The organism is Nocardioides sp. AE5, assembly GCF_031844485.1.
GTDB lineage: Bacteria > Actinomycetota > Actinomycetes > Propionibacteriales > Nocardioidaceae > Nocardioides.
In genome coordinates this window covers 330,474-344,771 of the sequence record NZ_JAUZVI010000003.1, presented here as the reverse complement: position 1 = coordinate 344,771, position 14,298 = coordinate 330,474, and the positions used below count along the sequence as shown (strand labels likewise).

Annotated in this window: 12 protein-coding genes; 4 read left to right on the top strand and 8 right to left on the bottom strand. The window is 69.8% G+C overall.

Going from position 1 to position 14,298, the window contains the following annotated elements; translation table 11 throughout:
* A complete protein-coding gene (gene map, locus Q9R27_RS07430; RefSeq protein WP_311251716.1) occupies positions 1-768 on the top strand; it encodes a type I methionyl aminopeptidase in 768 nt (255 codons plus the stop codon).
* On the opposite strand, the gene Q9R27_RS07425 is transcribed toward map, so the two are convergent.
* Together Q9R27_RS07425 and Q9R27_RS07420 are read right to left on the bottom strand one after the other, a co-directional pair.
* Positions 765-1,628, bottom strand: a complete 864-nt coding sequence (locus Q9R27_RS07425; RefSeq protein ID WP_311251715.1) for a M56 family metallopeptidase — start codon at positions 1,626-1,628, stop codon at positions 765-767. The genes map and Q9R27_RS07425 overlap by 4 nt on opposite strands.
* Positions 1,625-2,035 carry a BlaI/MecI/CopY family transcriptional regulator gene (locus Q9R27_RS07420; RefSeq protein ID WP_311251714.1) on the bottom strand — a complete coding sequence of 137 codons (411 nt, stop codon included), beginning with the start codon at positions 2,033-2,035 and terminating at the stop codon, positions 1,625-1,627. The genes Q9R27_RS07425 and Q9R27_RS07420 overlap by 4 nt, the downstream gene beginning before the upstream one ends.
* A 96-nt stretch (positions 2,036-2,131) precedes the next feature.
* On the opposite strand from Q9R27_RS07420, the gene Q9R27_RS07415 reads away from it, so the two are divergent.
* From Q9R27_RS07415 to cydD, 3 genes are read left to right on the top strand one after another with little or no spacing between them, the layout of a single operon-like run.
* The gene (locus Q9R27_RS07415; RefSeq protein ID WP_311251713.1) at positions 2,132-3,589 is read left to right on the top strand and encodes a cytochrome ubiquinol oxidase subunit I; all 1,458 of its coding nucleotides are present in this window, start codon (positions 2,132-2,134) and stop codon (positions 3,587-3,589) included.
* A 10-nt stretch (positions 3,590-3,599) separates the two neighbouring features.
* Complete coding sequence (cydB, locus tag Q9R27_RS07410; RefSeq protein ID WP_311251712.1) at positions 3,600-4,622, top strand: cytochrome d ubiquinol oxidase subunit II; 1,023 nt, start codon at positions 3,600-3,602, stop codon at positions 4,620-4,622.
* Entirely contained in the window at positions 4,619-8,020 is a 3,402-nt protein-coding gene (gene cydD, locus Q9R27_RS07405) for a thiol reductant ABC exporter subunit CydD (protein WP_311251711.1), read from the top strand. The genes cydB and cydD overlap by 4 nt, the downstream gene beginning before the upstream one ends.
* On the opposite strand, the gene Q9R27_RS07400 is transcribed toward cydD, so the two are convergent.
* From Q9R27_RS07400 to Q9R27_RS07375, 6 genes are all read right to left on the bottom strand, one after another.
* A complete protein-coding gene (locus Q9R27_RS07400; protein ID WP_311251710.1) occupies positions 7,996-8,535 on the bottom strand; it encodes a hypothetical protein in 540 nt (179 codons plus the stop codon). The genes cydD and Q9R27_RS07400 overlap by 25 nt on opposite strands.
* Positions 8,536-8,638: 103 nt before the next feature.
* Positions 8,639-10,327 (bottom strand): ribonuclease J, encoded by a 1,689-nt coding sequence (locus Q9R27_RS07395; RefSeq protein ID WP_311251709.1) that lies wholly within the window; start codon positions 10,325-10,327, stop codon positions 8,639-8,641.
* A 31-nt stretch (positions 10,328-10,358) separates the two neighbouring features.
* Entirely contained in the window at positions 10,359-11,258 is a 900-nt protein-coding gene (gene dapA / locus Q9R27_RS07390) for a 4-hydroxy-tetrahydrodipicolinate synthase (RefSeq protein ID WP_311251708.1), read from the bottom strand.
* 24 nt (positions 11,259-11,282) lie between these two features.
* On the bottom strand, positions 11,283-12,221 hold the full coding sequence (locus Q9R27_RS07385) for an LLM class F420-dependent oxidoreductase (RefSeq protein ID WP_311251707.1): 939 nt from the start codon (positions 12,219-12,221) through the stop codon (positions 11,283-11,285).
* A complete protein-coding gene (locus Q9R27_RS07380) occupies positions 12,218-13,096 on the bottom strand; it encodes a dihydrofolate reductase (protein WP_311251706.1) in 879 nt (292 codons plus the stop codon). Before Q9R27_RS07380 ends, Q9R27_RS07385 begins: the two co-directional genes overlap by 4 nt.
* Positions 13,093-13,905 carry a thymidylate synthase gene (locus Q9R27_RS07375; RefSeq protein WP_311251705.1) on the bottom strand — a complete coding sequence of 271 codons (813 nt, stop codon included), beginning with the start codon at positions 13,903-13,905 and terminating at the stop codon, positions 13,093-13,095. Before Q9R27_RS07375 ends, Q9R27_RS07380 begins: the two co-directional genes overlap by 4 nt.
* Positions 13,906-14,298: the final 393 nt, after the last annotated feature.

The following is a 14,298-nucleotide window of genomic DNA, read 5'->3' as shown; positions in this document are numbered from 1 at the left end:
ATGATCGAGCTCAGGACTCCCGCCCAGATCGAGGAGATGCGTCCGGCCGGGCGCTTCGTGGCCGAGGTGCTCACTGCCCTCGAGCAGAAGGCAGCAGTCGGGGTGAACCTGCTCGAGCTCGACGCCCTGGCCCACCAGATGATCCGGGACCGGGGTGCCGAGTCGTGCTACATCGACTACCACCCCTCGTTCGGCGCCTCACCGTTCGGCAAGGTGCTCTGCACGTCGGTCAACGACGCCGTGCTGCACGGCCTGCCCCATGACTACGTGCTGGCCGACGGCGACCTGCTCAGCCTGGACTTCGCCTGCGCCGTGGACGGATGGGTCTCCGACTCCGCGATCAGCCTCGTCGTCGGCACCCCTCGCACCGAGGACCTGGCGCTGATCGAGACCACCCGAGTGGCCCTCGCGGCCGGCATCGACGCTGCCGTGGCAGGCAACCGGATCGGCGACATCGGTGCTGCCATCGGCGCCGTCGCGCGTGAGGCCGGCCTCAAGGTGAACCTGCAGTTCGGGGGCCACGGCGTCGGGCGCACCATGCACGGCGACCCGCACGTGCCCAACGACGGCCGTGCCGGTCGTGGCTTCCCGCTCAAGCCGGGCCTGGTGATTGCGATCGAGCCGTGGTTCCTGCACACCACCGACGAGATCTACACCGACCCGGACGGGTGGACGCTGCGCAGCGCGGACGGTTCCCGGGGCGCGCACTCCGAGCACACGATCGCGATCACCGAGGACGGGCCGATCGTCTTCACCGCACGGGACTAGCGCAGCGAGTCCAGCCAGGGCACCACGATGAAGGCGGTCGGCAGCGCCAGCACCGCCAGGGCCGCAAGCACGACCAGGGCCGACTGGACCCGGCGCGGTTCTGCATCACCGAGCAGGCGGACCCGGTCCACCAGCGCCGCACCGGCGGCACCGAGCGCAGCCTGGGGGGCACGTCCCTCGGCCAGGGCGACCAGTGCGCGGGCCAGCGGCCGGGTCCCGGTACGCCGTGCCGCCGAGCGGTCGGCGAGCACCTCGGCCAGCAACTCCACCTCGCGCAGGGCGGCCTCACTGGAGACCCACCGCGGGAACGCCTGGTGCAGCACGTGGAAGAACTCCAGCACCAGGTCGTGACGGGCCCGCAGGTGCGCCCGTTCGTGGGCGAGGACGGCCTCGACCTCGTCACCGTCGAGGCGGGCCAGCGCACCTGCCGAGACGACGACGCGGGAGCCCGTCACCCCGGGCACGCAGTAGGCCAGCGGCACGTCGTGTTCCACGACCCGGGCGCCGTGCTCGGTGCGGGAGACCAGGTCGAGTTGTGCCCGGTGGCGGCGGCGGAGGGCGCGCAGGTTGGTGCCGACCCGGTGGCCCGAGAGGAGCAGCCGGGCCAGGACCAGCGCGGTGATCGACAGGGCGAGGGCGGCGACGGCGTACTGGAGCAGCGAACCGTGGGTGCGCCAGGCATGGTCGGTGGCCAGCGAGAGCCCTGCACCGATGGCGGAGAGCACGGCAGCCAGGGCGACGCCCTGCCAGAGCAGCATCGCCGGGAACGGCGTACGCCGCAGCCTGGTCCAGCGGGCCATCAGGGCGGGCACCGGTCCGGCCAGCAGGACGGCGAGGACGCCGAGGGCCAGGGGCGTCATGAGTCTTCGAGTTCGGCGAGCGCCTGCTTGAGGGCGGCGATGTCGTCAGCGCTGGCGTCGGCGACGAAGGCGACCAGCGCCGACTCACGGCTGCCCTCGCCGAGGTCGGCCAGGGTCTCGCGCATCAGTTCGGCGGTCATCGCGCCCCGCGTGGCGGCGGCCCGGTAGTGATAGGCGCGCCCCTCCTTCTGCTGCAGCACCGCACCCTTGCGGGCCAGGCGGTCCATCACCGTCATCACGGTGGTGTAGGCGATGTCGCGCTCGGCGCCGATCACGGCGTGGACCTCGCGCACCGTGGTCCAGTTCTCCGCATCCGTGGTGGACCAGAGCACCTCCATCACGGCGCGTTCCAGGTCCCCCAGGCCGGAGGTGGCACGGGCGGGACGGGACGGCTTCGGGGAACGCATGGGACCAGTGTACCTACGAACTTGCGCGTACTACACTCCGTCGTATCTACTACGTATTGTCGTAGCGTTGGCAGTTGGCACGGAACGGAGCCCAGCATGGAAGTTGTCGACATCGCCCGGTGGCAGTTCGGGATCATCACCGTCTACCACTTCCTCTTCGTGCCGATCACGATCGGGCTCTCCTTCATCATCGCCCTCTTCGAGACGCTCTGGATCCGCACCAACAATCCGGTCTGGTATCGGCTGACCCGCTTCTTCGGCAAGCTCTTCCTGATCAACTTCGCGATCGGCGTCGTCACCGGCATCGTCCAGGAGTTCCAGTTCGGGATGAACTGGTCGGACTACTCGCGCTTCGTCGGCGACGTCTTCGGCGCCCCGCTGGCCATCGAGGGCCTACTCGCCTTCTTCCTCGAGTCGACCTTCCTCGGCCTGTGGATCTTCGGCTGGGACAAGTTGCCCCGCTGGATGCACGCCGGGTGCATGTGGCTGGTCCACATCGGCACGCTGCTCTCGTCGTACTTCATCCTGGCCGCCAACTCGTGGATGCAGCACCCCGTCGGCCACACCTACAACGAGGTCACCGGCCGCGCCGAACTGACCGACTTCTGGGCCGTGATGTTCAACAAGGTCCAGCTCGTCGCCTTCCCGCACGTGGTCACCGCCTGCTACCTCACCGGTGGCGCGTTCGTGCTCGGGATCGCTGCCTGGCTCTACCTGCGCGGACGTACGCCGGACGCCGACCGCCCGATGTACCTCACCGCCGTCCGGGTCGCTGCCTGGATCACCCTGATCGGTGGCCTCGGCGTGGCCATCAGCGGTGACCTGCAGGGCAAGGTGATGACCGAGGTGCAGCCGATGAAGATGGCCGCCGCCGAGGGGCTCTACGAGACCTCGGACTCGTGCGCACCGTTCTCGGTCTTCACCCTCGGCACCCCCGACGGCAAGGAGGAGAAGTTCGCCGTCACGGTGCCCTGCGTCCTCTCGTTCCTGGGCACCGGCACCTTCGACGGCACAGTCGAGGGGATCAATCCGCTGCGCGAGAAGTACGCCGAGACCTACGGCCAGGACCCAGGTGCGATGTACTACCACCCCGGCGACTACGTCCCGATCATCCCGGTCACCTACTGGTCGTTCCGCTTCATGATCGGCCTGGGCATGGCCGCCGCAGTCGGCGCCGCCCTGCTGCTGTGGGGCACCCGGCGGGGCCGCCGCCCCACCGCCCGCTGGTGGCGGGTGATGGCACTGGCCATCCCGTTCGTGGCGGTCTTCGGCAACTCGTTCGGCTGGATCTTCACCGAGATGGGACGCCAGCCGTGGGTGGTCTATGGCCTGATGACCGTGGAGAACGCGGTCTCCCCCGGCGTCACCGTCGCCGAGGCGCTGACCTCGCTACTGACGCTGACCGCGCTGTACGCCGTCCTAATGGTGATCGAGTTCGGACTGCTCGTGAAGTACATCAAGGCCGGCGCCGACCCGTTCAGCGAACCACCGGACCCGTCACTGCGCCCCTCGTCGGACGACGACGAGGACGCCCCGCTGACCTTCGCCTACTGAGGAGACCGCCATGGAACTGACCACGCTCTGGTTCATCATCATCGCCTTCCTCTGGATCGGCTACTTCGCCCTGGAGGGATTCGACTTCGGGGTCGGCGCACTGCTGCCGGTGCTCGCCCGCAACGACACCGAGCGCCGGGTGATGATCAACACCATCGGCCCGGTCTGGGACGGCAACGAGGTCTGGGTGCTGGTCGCCGGCGGGGCCACCTTCGCGGCCTTCCCGGAGTGGTACGCCACGCTCTTCAGCGGCTTCTACCTCCCACTGTTGCTGATCCTGGTGGCGCTGATCGTGCGCGGCCTCGCCTTCGAGTACCGCCACAAGAAGGCCGACGCGCAGTGGCAGGCGAACTGGGACCGGGCGATCATCGTCGGCTCCGTCCTGCCCGCCTTCCTGTGGGGTGTCGCCTTCGCCAACATCGTCCGCGGCGTGCCGATCGACGCCGACTTCGAGGTCACCGGGACGGTGCTTGACCTGCTCAACCCGTACGCCCTGCTCGGCGGCGCCGTGACCCTGGCCCTCTTCACCACCCACGGCGCCATGTTCGTGGCGCTGAAGACCGTCGGCGACATCCGCCACCGGGCACGGGCGCTCGCCATCCGGTCGGGACTGGTGGCGGCGCTGCTGGCGGTGGTCTTCATGGGCTGGACCCAGGCGATGACCGGATCCACCTGGTCGGCCGTGGCCTTCGTCGTGGCGGCCCTGGCGCTCCTCGGTGGCCTCGCTGCGGCCAGCCGGGGACGTGAGGGGTGGGCCTTCACCGGCACGTTCGTCACCATCGCGCTGGCAGTGGCCGGGCTCTTCCTGGCCCTCTTCCCCGACGTGATGCCCTCGAGCACCGACGTGGCCCACTCGTTGACCACCACCAATGCCGCGGCCACGCCGTACACCCTGACCGTGATGAGCTGGGTGGCCTTGGCGTTCACCCCGATCGTGCTGCTCTACCAGTCGTGGAGCTACTGGGTCTTCCGCAAGCGGATCGGCACCCACCACATCCCGGACCCCGCGCCCGAGCCGGCGAGCGCACCGTGAAGCCGCTCGACCCGCGCGTCCTGCCCCACCTCGCGGTTGCCCGTGGCCCGCTGGCCGTGGTGCTGGTCGGCAATGTGGTCGCGGGCCTGCTGATCGTGGGCCAGGCCTTCGCCCTGGCCGCGCTGGTGGCCGGGCTGCTCACGGATCCGGCCGGGACCGGCTGGCACACCGCCGCGGTGTGGCTGGCCGTGGTCACCGTGCTCCGCGCCGTGACCGCCCGCGTGGTCGACGTGGCTGCCTCGCGTGCGGCGGGCCGGGTGGGCGTCCGGCTGCGGAGGCTCGTGCTCCGCTCGGTCCTCGACCACGAGGCAACAGCGCTGCGTCGACGCCGTACCGGCGAGCTGGCGACCCTGGCCACCCGCGGCGTGGCGGCCGTCGAGCCCTACCTGACCCGCTATCTCCCGGCGCTCGTCCTGGCCGCGGTGCTGCCCCTGGTGGCCGTCGTGGCGATCATCACCCAGGACTGGCTCAGCGCCCTGATCGTGGTCGCCACGCTGCCGCTGGTGCCGGTCTTCGCGATCCTGATCGGACTGACCACCCAGGAGAAGGCCGATCGCCAGTGGCGCGCCCTGGGCACGCTCGCCGGCCACTTCCTCGACGTGGTCCGCGGCCTGCCCACCCTGGTCGCGCACCGCCGCGCCGAGGCCCAGGTCTCCACGATCGCGAAGGTGACCGACACCTACCGCAAGCGGACCAACGAGACCCTCAAGGTCGCCTTCGCCTCCTCCGCCGCCCTGGAACTGATCGCCACCATCTCGGTGGCCCTGGTCGCCGTCGTGGTCGGCCTGCGCCTGGCCGGCGGCAACCTCGAGCTGCAGGTGGCCCTGACCGTCCTGCTGCTGGCCCCCGAGGCCTACTGGCCGCTGCGCCGGGTCGGCGCCGAATACCACTCCGCCGCCGAAGGGACCGCCACCTTCGAGGCCATCCACCAGCTCACGAACGCTCAATCGTTGTGTCGCGAACGCTCAATCGTTGATGCGCGAAAGCTCAATCGTTGCGCTCCCGCACCCCTCCGCCTGATCGACGTAGCCCTGGCCTGGCCCGACCGCGAACCCATCATTGCGGGCGTGGATGCCACGATCCCGGCCCACGGCATCACCGCGATCGTGGGCCCGTCCGGCTGCGGGAAGTCCACCCTGCTCCAGGTGCTCCTGGGTGAACTCCCCCTCGCTGGCGGCGTGATCGCGGTCGGCGACGAGGACCACGCCGACCTCGAACGTACGACGTGGCGCAGCCAGGTCGCCCACCTCGCGCAGCGCCCGTGGCTGGTCGCCGGCACCATCGCGGAGAACCTGCGGATCGCCCGGCCTGACGCATCCGATGCTGACGTGTGGGCCGCCCTGGCCACCGTCGACCTGGCCAGCCACGTCGCCTCGCTGCCCGGCGGCATCGACACCGACCTCGGCGAGGAGGGCCTCGGCCTCTCAGCTGGGCAGCGGGCCCGGCTCGGTCTGGCCCGGGTCGTCCTGGCCGAGCGTCCCTACGTCTTCCTCGACGAGCCGAGCGCGCACCTGGATGCCGACAGCGAGCGGATCATCATCGAGGTGATCCGCTACCTGGCCGAGACCAGCACGGTCGTCGTGGTGGCCCACCGCGACGCCGTCGTCGCGGCCGCAGACACCGTCATCGACCTAGGGACCGCGAGTCGGCACGAGTTGACCGATTCGGTCGCCGAGTCGGCACGAATCGACGGTCCGGTGCGTCAACACGTGCCGACTCGGCGTCTCACGGCGTCAACACGTGCCGACTCGGCGCCAGACGGAAGTGCGCACACCGGTGGACTGTGGGCGCTCACGGTGCTGCTCGCCACCCTCGCCGCCGCTTCCGGCGTCGCCCTGACCGCCACCGCGGGCTGGCTCATCGCGCGGGCCGCCGAACAGCCCCCTGTCCTGATGCTGACCGTCGCCATCGTCGGCGTGCGCACCTTCGGCCTGGCTCGTCCTGCGCTGCACTATGTCGAGCGCCTGCTCGGCCACGACGTCGCATTGCGCCACCTCTCGGCCCGGCGCGCGGGCGTCTTCGCCCGCCTGATCCCGCTGGCCCCGGCTCGCTTGGGCCGCCAGGGCGACCTGCTCACCGGCATCGTGGAGGACGTCGACGCCGAACTCGATGATCGGCTGCGGGTCCAGTTGCCGATTGCGACCTGGCTCGGGGTCGCCGTCCTGGCCACGCTCACGGCGTACGTCGTCCTGCCGGCCAGTGCCCTGCCTGTCCTCGTGGTCTCCCTCGGCGGCGGCCTGGCCGCCCTGCTGGCCGGATGGACCGGTGCCCGGCGCCACGAGGAGCGCTTCATCCAAGCCCGCGCCGACGTCGGGCGGCGTACCACCGACCTGGTCAACTCGGCTCGGCCGCTGGTGCTGTGGCAGGCCGATGACCGGGCGCTCGAGGGCGTCGACCATGCCGGTGACGAACTCGCCGCTGCAGCCACGCACAGCAATGCGGCCACTGCCACGGGCCGTGCGCTGGCCACCCTCTTGGCAGGGCTCGGCGTCGTCTGGGTCGCCTGGCTCGGCGCTCCTGCCCTCGCGGCCGGGGATGTCTCCGGGCCGATGCTCGCCCTGCTCCTGTTGCTCCCGCTTGCCCTCGCCGAGTCCACCGCGGCGCTGGCCGAGGCCGGTGCGCTGCGGGTGCGGACCCGGGCCGCGGCCACCCGCGTCGACGCACTCCTCGACACGCTGCCGGCGGTCACCGAACCGGCCCGAGCCGCAGCCCTGCCGGCCGGACCGACCCGGATCCACCTCCACCAGGCGGCGGCTTCCTGGGCGCCAGGGGCACCCGCGTTCACCGGCGTGGACCTCGACCTCACACCGGGTCGCCACATCGGCGTCACCGGCCCGTCGGGCTCCGGCAAATCGAGCCTGGCCATGGTCCTGGCCCGCTTCCTTGACACCAACTCCGGCGACCACGAGGTCAACGGGCAGCCGGTGGCGACGTCGGCAGCCGACGACGTACGCCGCAGGGTCGGCCTGCTCGGCGACGATCCCTACCTCTTCGGGTCGACCCTGGTCGAGAACGTGCGCCTGGCTGCTCCCGAGGCGGACGACCTCGCCGTCGAACTGGCGCTGCGCCAGGCCCACCTCGGCCCGTGGCTCGAGGCGTTGCCCGAGGGCCTGCACACCCGGATCGGTGATGGTGGCCGGGCCGTCTCCGGCGGCGAACGGGCCCGGATCGGGCTTGCCCGGGCCCTGCTCGCCGGGCGCGACGTACTCGTCCTGGACGAGCCGACCGCCCACCTGGACGGGGCCACTGCCCGCGCGGTCGCCGCCGACCTGCTGGCCGCGAACCAGGGCCGATCACTGGTCTGGATCACCCACGACCGGATCGGGCTGGACGCGATGGACGAGGTCCTCGACCTCGTCGACCAGCCGCAGGCTCAGGAGTTGTCGGGGTTCAGGTAGAGGTACTCGCTGTCGTCGCCCCGGAGTGCGATGACACGATCCACCTCATTGTCCTCGAGGATGGTGAGCGTGTCGTCAGGCATCGCGAGCACCTGTGCGAGATTCGGATTGACCTGCACCACCTGCCACGCAGGCACCTTCAGGATCTCATCATGGGGATAGGGCTCATCGCGCTCGGACGTGTCGCTGATGAACCACCCCGAGTAGATGTCGTGCTTCGACGCCCTGCGGGAAGCCTCGAAGTCCACCATCTCCTGCCAGCCGCGCTGGATGAGGACCTCCTGGTCGAAGCGAATCTCCTGGGGCCGGACACCGGCGGCCCCCGGCAGCCACATCTGGGCCACCTGGATGGCAAGCGCACCGGACAGGTCAGCGGTCCGGTCGTTGGCCGCATCACGGCCGTAGTCCGGAGTCGTCAGCCGCAGCCACTCATCAGTTGCTGCGAGGAAGATCGGCCCCCAGCCGAACTGGAGCACATAGCCGTCACGAAGGTTCGCCTGCTGGCCCTCGAGCACATCGAGGATGTCGTTGACGATCTGTGAGAACTGCGTCGAGGCAGTTGCGACAAGCGTGTGCGCCCCGGCCTGGCGGGTGAACGTGGTGGTCCCGGCGATCGGTTCAGGCCTCGATGACCACCGGAACGATCATCGGACGGCGGCGCAACTTGGTGCCCACCCAGCGGCCGATCACGCGACGGACCGTCTGCTGCAACTGGTAGGTGTCATCCACGCCGTCGGCCAGCGCCTTGTTCAGGGCGTCGGTGATCGGGGCCTTGATCGCGTCGAAGGTCGTGTCGTCCTCGGCGAAGCCACGCGCATGGATCTCCGGGCCGGTGACCACCTTCCCGGTCTGGGTGTCGACCACCACGATCACCGAGATGAAGCCTTCCTCACCGAGGATCCGCCGGTCCTTCAGCGACGACTCGGTGATGTCGCCGACCGAGGTGCCGTCGACGAAGACATAGCCGCAGTCCACCTTGCCGGCGATCTCGGCCTTGCCGTCCACCAGGTCGACCACGACACCGTCCTCGGCCAGGACCACGTTCTCCACACCGGTGGCACGGGCGAGGTCGGCATTGGCGCGCATGTGCCGGATCTCCCCGTGGATCGGGAGCACGTTCTTCGGCTTGACGATGTTGTAGCAGTAGAGCAGCTCACCGGCCGAGGCATGGCCGGAGACGTGGACCAGCGCGTTCCCCTTGTGCACCACGTTGGCGCCCCAGCGGGAGAGCCCGTTGATCACCCGATAGACCGCGTTCTCGTTGCCGGGGATCAGGGACGAGGCCAGGACGACCGTGTCGCCCTCCTCGATGTGCACGAAGTTGTGGTTGCGCTGCGCAATCCGCGACAGGGCCGAGAGCGGCTCACCCTGCGACCCGGTCGAGATCAGCACCTGCTTGTGCGGCGGGAGGTCGGCGAGTTCCTTGGCTTCGACGATCACGCCCTTGGGCACGTTCAGGTAGCCCAGGTCGCGGGCGATCGCCATGTTGCGCACCATCGAGCGGCCGACATAGGCCACCTTGCGCCCATGCGACACCGCAGCATCGAGCACCTGCTGGACGCGGTGGATGTGCGAGGCGAAGCAGGCCACGATGATCCGCTGGTCACGAGCGGAGTGGAAGACCGAGTCGAGCACCGGGCCGATCGACTTCTCGGTGGTGGTGAAGCCCGGCACCTCGGCGTTGGTCGAGTCGGTCATGAACAGGTCGACGCCCTCGTCGCCGAGCCGGGCGAACGCGTTCAGGTCCGTGATCCGCCCGTCCAGGGGCAACTGGTCCATCTTGAAGTCGCCCGTGTGCAGCACCAGTCCGGCGCCGGTGCGGATCGCCACCGCCAGCGCGTCCGGGATGGAGTGGTTGACCGCGACGAACTCGAGTTCGAACGGCCCGAAGCTGATCGTGTCCCCGGCGGCCACCACGTGGTGCACCGTCTCCTTGAGCCGGTGCTCGCGCAGCTTGGACCCGAGCAGCGCCAGGGTGAGTTCGGAGCCGACCAGCGGGATGTCCTGGCGCTCGCGCAGCAGGTACGGCGTGGCGCCGATGTGGTCTTCGTGCCCGTGGGTCAGCACCAGCGCCTCGACCGCATCGAGGCGGTCCCGGATCGAGTCGAAGTCGGGGAGGATCAGGTCGACGCCGGGGTGGTGGTCCTCGGGGAAGAGGACGCCGCAGTCGACGAGCAGAAGGCGCCCCTCGTACTCGAAGGACGTCATGTTGCGCCCGACCTCGCCAAGGCCACCGAGCGGGGTGATCCGCAGGCCTCCCTTCGGCAACGGTGCGGGTGCACTCAGTTCGGGATGCGGGTGGCTCATCTGCCCCTCCTGGATGTCGTGTTGACGGCCCTCACAGCAGGCCGGACGCCGAAAGGCCGGCCCGGAGCGCGACGTACTCGTCGTCGTCGAGCGGGACGAGCGGGCTGCGCACGTTCCGGTTGTCCAGCACCCCGAGCATCTGGCACGTGGCCTTGGCCGTGGTGGCTCCGTAGTTCGGGACGCCCATGATGGCGTCGATCGCGGGGAGCAGCCGCGTGAAGATCTCCAGTGCGCGGGCGTTCTCGCCGGCGAAGAAGGCGTCGGCCATCTCGCGGAGCTGGTTGCCGCAGGCGTGCCCGGCCACCGAGACGAAGCCGCACGCACCGTGGGCCAGCCAGCCCAGGTTGTTGGCGTCGTCGCCGGAATAGACCGCCAGGCCGAGTTCGCGCAGCCGCACGCCGCGGACGAAGTCACCGACCGCGTCCTTGACCGCGACCACCTTGTCCCACTGGGCAGCCTCGCGGTACGTCTCCAGCGCGATCGTGGTGCCGGTGCGGCCGGGGACGTCATACAGCATCACGGGGAGGTCGCTGGCCTCGGTGACCTGGCGGAAGTGGTGCAGCAGGCCCTTCTGCGAGGGCTTGTTGTAGTACGGCGTGACCAGCAGTACGCCGTCGGCGCCGTTGGCCTGTGCCTGGCGGGCGAGTTCGACGGAGTGGACCGTGGTGTTGGTGCCCACGCCGGCGACCAGCTTGATGTCGGGACCGACCTCGGCGCGGACCGCGGCCAGGATCTCCCCGTCCTCGGCGACCGTGGTGGTCGGCGACTCACCGGTGGTGCCGGAGACGACGAGGCCGTCGTGGCCGTTGGCAACCAGGTGGGCCGCGATCGCGGCGGTGCCGGCCAGGTCCAGGGAACCGTCGTCGTGGAAGGCGGTCGCCATCGCGGTGAGCACGCGGCCGAAGGGAGCCTCGGGGGCAGCAGAGGTCATGGGGAAGAGGTTATCGCTCCACCTTCACAGGTGGGGCATCACCTCGGCCGCAACCAGCTCCAGGTGGTCGAGATCGGCCAGGTCGAGCACCTGCAGGTAGAACCTCTGGCTGCCGAGCGCCGCATAGCGGTGGATCTTGTCGACCACTTCCTGCGGGGTTCCGGCCAGGCCGTTGGCGCGCAACTCATCCACCTCGCGTCCGATCGACGCCGCCCGCCGGGCGATCTCGGCCTCGTCGCGCCCGACGCAGAGCACCAGTGCGTTGGACCAGGTGAGTTCGTCGGCGTCGCGGCCGATCTCCTCGCACGCGGCACGGACCCGGGCGAACTGGGTCGCGGTGGTCTCCTCGTCCACGAACGGCAGGTTGAACTCGTCGGCGAACCGCGCGGCCAGTGACGGCGTACGTCGCTTGCCCAGGCCGCCGATCAGCACCGGCGGGTGCGGGTCCTGGACCGGCTTGGGCAGGGCGAGCGAGTCGGTCAGCGGCCAGGTGGGACCCGGGTGGGTGAACCGGTCGCCGAGCGGCGTGCGCCACAGCCCGGTGATGATCTCGAGTTGCTCCTCGAAGCGGTCGAAGCGCTCGGCGGTGGACGGGAACGGGATGCCGTACTGGGTGTGCTCCTCCTCGAACCAGCCGGCGCCGATGCCCAGTTCGACCCGGCCACCGCTCATCTGGTCGACGCCGGCGACCTGGATCGCGAGGACGCCGGGGTGGCGGAAGGTGGCCGAGGTCATCATCGTGCCGAGGCGGATGGTGGTGGTGTCGCGGGCGAGGCCGGCCAGCGTCGTCCAGGCATCGGTCGGTCCCGGGTGCCCCTCGGTGCCCATGCCCAGGTAGTGGTCGGAGCGGAAGAACGCACCGAACCCGAGGCGTTCCGCGGCCAGTGCCACCCGCAACAAGTCGTCGTACGTCGCGCCCTGCTGGGGCTCGGTGAAGATCCGGAGTTCCAGGGATGAGGTCATGGCTCCAGCCTGCCATGGCGGCGAAGCACCGGCAGCAGGCTCTCCAGCAGCGGCGCCAGGTCGTCGTGCGCCTCGTCGAACCCCATCCAGCGCAACTCGGCGATCTCGGCGGCCACCTCCGGCACGCCACCGCACGCGCCCACGAAGACCTGGGAACGGACCAAGTGACCGGGCTCGTTGGCGGCCAGTGCGGTGAACTCGCCCAGCGGTTCCAGGCCGAGCGGGCGCAGCAGCACCTCCTCGGCGCTCTCCCGCCGAGCCGCGTCCTCGCCGCTCTCCCCGGGCTCCAGCTTCCCGCCGACCAGCATGAACCGGTCGGTGCCGCGCTTGCGGACGGTGAGCACCTCGCCGTCGCGGACCAGCGCCACCGCGGCCACCTCGATCGTGGGCGGGGGCGCGATCCGGGCCCATTCGACGAAGGCGTAGCCGTCGTGCTCCTCGCGGGAGACCTCGGCCCACTCCCCCTCGGGAAGCGGCGGATAGTGGGCGTCGCCGGGCGGTTCGAGATCGATCTCGGTGAGCACCTGGCGATCGGCCAGCGGCATCGCCTGGGCATAGACCTGGCTGCCGCCGGCGATCACCGTGTCGCCGGACAGGGTGGCGGCCAGGTCGATCGCAGCCTGCACGGAGTGGGCGACGTGGACCTGATCGGCGTACTCACCGGCGTGCCAGGTCCGGTCGCGGGTGACCACCACGGTGGTCCGTCCCGGCAGCGGGCGCCCGATCGAGTCCCAGGTGGCGCGGCCCATCACCAGGGTGTGGCCCAGCGTGACGCGCTTGAAGTGGGCGAAGTCCTCCGGCACGTGCCAGGGGATGTCACCGCGGTTGCCGATCACCCGGTTGCGGGCGTACGCCGCGACCATCACCACGCTCATACGGCGATGGGCGCCTTGATCACTGGGTGCGGGTCATAGCCGGTGACCTCGATGTGCTCCAGGTCGAAGGCGTCGATCTGGGTGACGGAGGGATCAAGCACCAGGCTCGGCAACGGGCGCGGCGTACGGGTGCGCTGCAGGTGCGCCTGTTCGAGGTGGTTGGAATAGAGGTGGGCATCGCCCATGGTGTGCACGAACTCGCCCACGCGCAGCCCGGTCACCTGGGCGACCATGTGGGTGAGCAGTGCATAGGAGGCGATGTTGAACGGCACGCCGAGGAAGACGTCTGCACTGCGCTGGTAGAGCTGGCAACTCAGCCGTCCCGGGCCTCCGTCGTCACTCGGGGCGACGTAGAACTGGAAGAGGGTGTGGCACGGCGGCAGGGCCATCTCATCGACGTCGGCGACGTTCCAGGCCGAGACGATGTGGCGCCGCGAGTCGGGGTTGGTGCGGATCGAATCGATGAGGTTCTTGATCTGGTCGACGTGGCGCCCGTCCGGGGTGGGCCAGGAGCGCCATTGGTAGCCGTAGACCGGGCCGAGGTCGCCGTTCTCGTCGGCCCATTCATCCCAGATGGTCACGCCGCGGTCCTGGAGCCACTTCACGTTGGTGTCGCCGCGCAGGAACCAGAGCAGTTCGGCGAAGACCGACCGGGTGTGCACCTTCTTGGTGGTCACCAGCGGGAAGCCGGCCGTCAGGTCGAAGCGCATCTGGTGGCCGAAGACGCTGCGCGTCCCGGTGCCGGTGCGGTCGCCCTTGTCGACGCCGTCGTCGATGATGCGCTGGAGAAGTTCGAGGTAGGCCTGCACGCGCCCAACCCTACCGACATCTCCTCCACAGGTCCTGTGGAGGAACCGGGGAACCCTGTGGACACGACAGCCCGGTTCTGTGGACGACACGCCGTTGGCTTGTAGAACCAGAAGAATGTTTGGTGAATCCCTTGCGTGATCACGGCCACACCACGTAGAACTTTGCCTACGCACTTCCCCCCGGAGGTGCGGGACAGCTCGGAAGCAAGGTTCACACGGAGGGGGCAACCCCGACGCAGCGGCAGGGTGACGAAGCCGCTGGGGCCGGAAACGAAGAGCAGTCGATCGGAAGCGTCACCGGATCCGATCACACAGAAGGCCCCTCGCAACTCATACTTGCGAGGGGCCTTCGCCTATCTGTGGGCACCACGATAGGCGCAGCCGGGCCTCTGG

Excerpts from the sequence above, each read along its gene's own strand:
- map (WP_311251716.1), top strand. The coding sequence starts at position 1 with ATGATCGAGCTCAGGACTCCCGCCCAGATCGAGGAGATGCGTCCGGCC.
- Q9R27_RS07425 (WP_311251715.1), bottom strand. The coding sequence starts at position 1,628 with ATGACGCCCCTGGCCCTCGGCGTCCTCGCCGTCCTGCTGGCCGGACCG.
- Q9R27_RS07420 (WP_311251714.1), bottom strand. The coding sequence starts at position 2,035 with ATGCGTTCCCCGAAGCCGTCCCGTCCCGCCCGTGCCACCTCCGGCCTG.
- Q9R27_RS07415 (WP_311251713.1), top strand. The coding sequence starts at position 2,132 with ATGGAAGTTGTCGACATCGCCCGGTGGCAGTTCGGGATCATCACCGTC.
- cydB (WP_311251712.1), top strand. The coding sequence starts at position 3,600 with ATGGAACTGACCACGCTCTGGTTCATCATCATCGCCTTCCTCTGGATC.
- Q9R27_RS07395 (WP_311251709.1), bottom strand. The coding sequence starts at position 10,327 with ATGAGCCACCCGCATCCCGAACTGAGTGCACCCGCACCGTTGCCGAAG.
- dapA (WP_311251708.1), bottom strand. The coding sequence starts at position 11,258 with ATGACCTCTGCTGCCCCCGAGGCTCCCTTCGGCCGCGTGCTCACCGCG.
- Q9R27_RS07385 (WP_311251707.1), bottom strand. The coding sequence starts at position 12,221 with ATGACCTCATCCCTGGAACTCCGGATCTTCACCGAGCCCCAGCAGGGC.
- Q9R27_RS07380 (WP_311251706.1), bottom strand. The coding sequence starts at position 13,096 with ATGAGCGTGGTGATGGTCGCGGCGTACGCCCGCAACCGGGTGATCGGC.